Source organism: Streptomyces sp. NPDC006510, assembly GCF_040611955.1.
GTDB lineage: Bacteria > Actinomycetota > Actinomycetes > Streptomycetales > Streptomycetaceae > Streptomyces.
In genome coordinates this window covers 1-6,455 of record NZ_JBEXPH010000318.1, presented here as the reverse complement: position 1 = coordinate 6,455, position 6,455 = coordinate 1, and the positions used below count along the sequence as shown (strand labels likewise).

Genomic DNA, 6,455 nt, shown 5'->3' with positions numbered 1-6,455 from the left:
ACCCGAGAAGACCGCCCACCCCCGAGAACCCCCACCCGCACACAAGGAGACCCAGCCCGTGTCCCGTTCCACCCTCAGACGTGGAGCCGTCGCCGCACTCTGCGCGGCGCTGCTCCCCGTCGTCCCGGCGGCATCCGCGTCGGCCGCGCCGAGACCCCCGGGCCCGCCCTCGGACGCCAAGCTCGCCGGGGAACCCGCACGTCACGACCTGACGCGTGAGCAGTTCTACTTCGTCATGCCGGACCGGTTCGCCAACGGCGACACCGCCAACGACCGTGGCGGGCTCACCGGTTCGCGCCTGGACACCGGCTACGACCCCACGGACAAGGGCTTCTACCAGGGCGGCGACCTCAAGGGCCTGACCGATCGGCTGGACTACATCAAGGGCCTCGGCACCACCGCCATCTGGCTCGCCCCGATCTTCAAGAACCGCCCCGTCCAGGGCGCCGGCAAGGACGCCTCGGCCGGCTACCACGGCTACTGGATCACCGACTTCACCCGGGTCGACCCGCACTTCGGGACCAACGCCGACCTGTCGAAGCTGATCGACAAGGCCCATGCCAAGGGCATGAAGGTCTTCTTCGACGTCATCACCAACCACACCGCGGACACCGTCGACTACGCCGAGAAGACCTACGGCTACCGGCCGAAGGGCGCCTATCCGTACCTGGACGCGGAGGGCCGCCCGTTCGACGACAGCAAGGGCCTGGCGAAGGTGGACGCGGACTCGTTCCCGTACACGCCGAAGAAAACCGGGACCGCCGGGACCGCCGGGAACAAGGTGCCGTCCTGGCTCAACGACCCGACGATGTACCACAACCGCGGCGATTCGACCTTCGCCGGTGAGTCCGCCACGTACGGCGACTTCGCCGGCCTGGACGATCTGTGGACCGAGCGGCCCGAGGTCGTCTCCGGCATGGCGGAGATCTACCGGAAGTGGGTCCGCGACTTCGGCATCGACGGCTTCCGGATCGACACCGTCAAACACGTCGACCTGGACTTCTGGACCCAGTGGGCGACGGCCCTGGACACCTACGCGGCCAAGCACGGCCGCAAGGACTTCTTCATGTTCGGCGAGGTCTACTCCGCCGACACCGCCGTCACCTCGCCCTACGTCACCCGGGGCCGGCTCGACGCGACGCTCGACTTCCCCTTCCAGGAGGCGGCCCGCCAGTACGCCTCGCAGGGCGCTCCGGCCTCGAAGCTCGCGGCGGTGTTCGGTGACGACTACCGCTACACCACCGACAAGGCCAACGCCTACGAGCAGGTGACCTTCCTCGGCAACCACGACATGGGCCGCATCGGCGCGTTCCTGAAGCAGGACAACCCGAAGGCCGGCGACGCGGAACTCGTCAGGCGCGCGGAGCTCGCCAACGAGCTGATGTTCCTCGGCCGCGGGAACCCCGTCGTCTACTACGGCGACGAACAGGGCTTCACCGGCGCGGGCGGCGACCGGGACGCCAGGCAGACCATGTTCGCCTCGAAGACCGCCGACTATCTCGACGACGACGAACTGGGCACCGACCGCACCCACGCCGCCGACGCGTACGACCCGAAGCACCCCCTGTACCGGAACATCGCCGCGCTCTCCGAACTCACCAGGAAGAACCCGGCGCTGCGCGACGGCGTCCAGACCGAGCGCTACGCGGAAGGGTCCGTCTACGCGTTCTCCCGCACGGACCCCGAGCGGGGCCGCGAATACGTCGTCGCCACCAACAACGGCACCGCCCCGCGGACCGTCGAACTGCCCACCGCATCGTCGGGCATGAACTTCCATACCCTGTACGGCGGTTCGGGCACCGTCCGAAGCGGCGCCGACCAGCGGATCACCGTCACCGTCCCCGCCCTCTCCAGCCTCGTGCTGCGTGCCGAGCAGCCCATGGGCGACCCCGCCGCCAAGCCCTCGATCACCCTGAAGGCGCCCGCCGCCGGGGCCACCGGCACCGTCGAGATCTCCGCCGACGTCGACGGCGGACAGCTGAACCGGGTCGTCTTCGCCGCGCAGACCGGCAACGGCAAGTGGGTCACGCTCGGTTCCGCCGACCACGCCCCGTACAAGGTCACCCAGCACCTGGGCAGCGAGGTGGCGGCCGGAACACCGCTGCGCTACAAGGCGGTCGTCGTCGACCGGGCCGGCCGCACCGCGAGCGCCCTCGCCGAGACCACCGCGGGGCAGACCCCCGCCCCCGAGAAGCCCGTGGCCGTCGAGCGCGACTACGCCGTGGTCCACTACAAGCGCGCGGACGGCGACTACGAGGGCTGGAAGCTCAGGTCCGGCGACGCGACGGCCGACTTCGCAGGGCGCGACGCGTACGGAGCCTTCGCCTGGCTCAAGCTCGACGAGGGCGCGTCCACCGTCCCGTACACCGTCGAGAAGGACGGCACCGCCGACGGGCCCGGGCGCACCGTCGAACTCGCGAGGACCGGACAGGTCTGGATCGAGCAGGGCAAGGACGGCCAGGCCGACACGGCCCCCGACGGCGCCTACCCGCCGCAGGACACCACGAAGGCCGTACTGCACTACTACCGGGCCGACGGCGACTACGACGGCTGGGGACTGCACACCTGGACCGGTGCCAAGAACCCCACCGACTGGGCCAGGCCGCTCCAGCCGGTGAAGAAGGACGCCTCCGGCGCCACCTTCGAGGTGCCGCTCACCGACGGCGCCACCTCGCTCAGCTACATCCTGCACAAGGGCGACGAGAAGGACCTCCCCAGCGACCAGTCGCTCGACCTCGCCACCTACGGGCACGAGGTCTGGCTGCTCGGCGGCACGCCCGGCTACCTGCTGCCCCAGACCGGCGGTGTACCCACCCCCGACCTCACCAAGGCCGAGGCGCAGTGGATCGACGCCGACACCGTCGTATGGAAGGTGAAGGCCACCGGGGCCACCAGCCAGCAGCTCGTCTACGCGAAGGACGGCGGCATCTCGGTCGTCGACGGGGCGCTCTCCGACGAGGGGCAGTGGCTGCGGCTCACCCCGTCCGCCCTCACCGACGCGCAGAAGACGAAGCACCCGAACCTCAAGGACTACCCGGCGTTCACCGTCGACGTCCGGGACCGGGACCGGGTCCGTGAGGCGCTGCGCGGTCAGCTGATCGCCACCCAGCGCGCCGCCAACGGTGCCCTGCTCGCGGCCACCGGTGTGCAGAGCGCGGGCGTGCTCGACGACCTGTACGGGAAGAACGCGGCCGACGCCTCGCTCGGCCCGGTCTTCGGCCGCGACGGTCGCCCCACGCTGTCGGTCTGGGCGCCCACCGCCCGCACCGCGGCCCTGGAGCTCGACGGCAGAAGCGTCCCGATGCGCCGCGACGACCGCACCGGCATCTGGTCCGTCACGGGCACGAAGAACTGGACCGGCAAGCCCTACCGCTACACGGTGGACGTCTGGGCGCCCACCGTCCGGAAGATGGTCACCAACAAGGTCACCGACCCCTACTCCACCGCCCTGACCACGGACTCCGCGCGCAGCCTCGTCGTCGACCTCGACGACCCCGGCCTCGCGCCGAAGGGCTGGTCCGGACTGCGCAAGCCCGCCGCCGTCCCGCTGCGCGACGCCCAGATCCAGGAGCTGCACATCCGCGACTTCTCGATCGCGGACCGCACCTCGAAGCACCCCGGCGAGTACCTCGCCTTCACCGACACCCGCTCCGACGGGATGAAGCACCTCAAGCGGCTCGCCGACTCCGGCACCTCTTACGTCCATCTGCTGCCCGCCTTCGACATCGGCACCGTTCCCGAGCAGACGTCCGCACAGCAGAAGCCGGCCTGCGACCTCTCCGTGTACGCCCCCGACTCCGAGGAGCAGCAGGCCTGCGTGGCGAAGGCCGCCGCGAACGACGGGTTCAACTGGGGCTACGACCCGCTGCACTACACCGTCCCCGAGGGCAGCTACGCCTCCGACCCGAACGGCACCCGGCGCACCGTCGAGTTCCGGCAGATGGTGCAGGGGCTGAACGGCGCGGGGCTGCGGACCGTCATGGACGTCGTCTACAACCACACCGTCGCCTCCGGCCAGGACGGCAAGTCCGTACTGGACCGGATCGTGCCCGGCTACTACCAGCGGCTGCTGGACGACGGCACCGTCGCCACCTCCACCTGCTGCGCCAACACGGCGCCCGAGAACACCATGATGGGCAAACTGGTCGTCGACTCGGTCGTCACCTGGGCCAAGGAGTACAAGGTCGACGGCTTCCGCTTCGACCTGATGGGCCACCACCCCAGGGCCAACATCCTGGCGGTCCGCAAGGCGCTCGACGAGCTGACCACGGCGAAGGACGGCGTCGACGGGAAGAAGATCATCCTGTACGGGGAGGGCTGGAACTTCGGCGAGATCGCCGACGACGCCCGCTTCGTCCAGGCCACCCAGAAGAACATGGCAGGCACCGGCATCGCCACCTTCTCCGACCGGGCCCGCGACGCCGTGCGCGGCGGCAGCCCCTTCGACGAGGACCCGGGCGTGCAGGGCTTCGCCACCGGCCTCTACACCGATCCCAACACCTCGGCCGCCAACGGAACGAAGGCCGAGCAGAAGGCCCGGCTGCTCCACTACCAGGACCTGATCAAGGTCGGCCTCACCGGCAACCTCGCCGACTACACCTTCACCGATTCCTCGGGCAACACGGTCAAGGGCTCCGGCGTCGACTACAACGGCGCCCCCGCCGGATACGCGGCGGCCCCCGGTGACGCCCTTGCCTACGCGGACGCCCACGACAACGAATCGCTGTACGACGCGCTCGCCTTCAAGCTCCCGGCGGGCACATCGGCGGCCGACCGGGGCCGCATGCAGGTCCTGGCCATGGCGACGGCCACCCTCTCGCAGGGCCCCTCGCTCTCCCAGGCGGGCACCGACCTGCTGCGCTCCAAGTCCCTGGACCGCAACTCGTACGACAGCGGCGACTGGTTCAACGCCCTGCACTGGGACTGCCGCGACGGCAACGGCTTCGGCCGCGGACTGCCGCCGGCCGCCGACAACAAGTCCAAGTGGTCCTATGCGAAGCCGCTGCTGGCCGACGCCGCGCTCCGTCCCGGCTGTGCGCAGATCGACGCCGCGTCCGCCGCGTACCGGGACCTGCTCACCATCCGCTCCTCGGAGCCGGACTTCTCCCTCGCCACCACCGGGCAGGTGCAGTCCGCCCTGTCCTTCCCGCTCTCCGGGAAGGACGAGACCCCGGGTGTGATCACCATGCGGCTCGGGAAGCTGGTGGTCGTCCTCAACGCGGATCCCGGCACCCGGAGCCAGACGGTCGCCGGGCTGGCGGGCAAGCAGTACGCACTGCACCCGGTCCAGGCCGAGGGCGCGGATCCTACTGTCAAGCGGTCCACGTATGAGCGGAGTTCGGGAAGATTCACCGTCCCGGGACGTACGGTGGCGGTGTTCTCCCTGGGCTGAGCCATAACGGGGTTACGTTGGGAGGCAGCAGCCGTCGGGGAATGCCGCAGCACCGCACCCCCGGCGCGCCCTCCCACTCCCGGCCGGTCCCGGCCCCTCTCCGGTACGCCAGGCGTCCTCGCACGCCTGACCCGTACCGGAATCAGGGGCCGGGACCGGCCGGTCCACCTGTTTCAGCGACGGTGACCATGGCGAGCAACATCCCCGAGGAGACAAGCAGCTTTGTCGGACGGAAAGCGGAACTTGCCCGGATCGAACACACCCTCGCCACGCACCGGCTGACCACGCTCACCGGTACCGGCGGTGTCGGCAAGACCAGGCTCGCCGTCCGGGCCGCCCGGCAGGCGGCGGCCCGCCACCGCGACGGCGCCTGGTGGGCGGACCTGTCACCGCTGCACGACGACGGGCTGCTCATCGCGACCGTCTCCGACGCGGTCGGGCTCTCCGACCACACCCTGCGCATGCCCATCGACGCGCTGTGCGAATGGCTCGTCGACAAGGAACTGCTGCTGGTTCTCGACTCGTGCGAGCATCTGCGCCCCGCCTGCGCGCACCTGCTCGGCGAGATCCTCACGACATCCCCGGGCCTCACCGTGCTCGCCACCAGCCGGCAGCCCCTGGACATCAGGGGTGAGCGGGTCGTCGAGGTGGATCCGCTGCCCGTCGAGGGCGCGGCCGACGCGCTGACGCTGTTCCGGGACCGGGCGGCCGCGGCGGCCCCGGAACCGGCCCTGGACGAGCCGGCGAACGCGGAGGCCGCCGCCGAGATCTGCCGCCGCCTCGAAGGCATCCCGCTCGCCATCGAACTCGCGGCGGGCGCCCTCGGCCGGGACACCGTCGAGCAGGTCGCCGCGCGGATCAGGTCCCGCTTCGACGTACTGGCCGACGCGTCGCTCTGGCCACCGCGCCACCGCACCCTGCGCACCGCCATCGGCTGGAGCCATGAGCTGTGCACCCCGCTGGAACGGCTGCTCTGGGCCCGGCTGACCGTCCTGCGCGGCGACTTCGACGAGGCCGTGGCCCGCGAGGTCTGCGCCGGGGGACCGCTCACCGCGGACGGTGT

The 6,455-nt window shown here is 70.7% G+C and carries 2 protein-coding genes; both read left to right on the top strand.

The window, feature by feature from the left end:
• Positions 1–58: 58 nt before the first annotated feature.
• On the top strand, positions 59–5,392 hold the full coding sequence (gene pulA / locus ABZY11_RS42135; protein ID WP_356484241.1) for a pullulanase-type alpha-1,6-glucosidase: 5,334 nt from the start codon (positions 59–61) through the stop codon (positions 5,390–5,392).
• Between the two features lie 188 nt (positions 5,393–5,580).
• Positions 5,581–6,455, top strand: an 875-nt coding sequence (locus ABZY11_RS42130) for an NB-ARC domain-containing protein (protein WP_356484240.1), incomplete at its 3' end; no start/stop codon positions are given.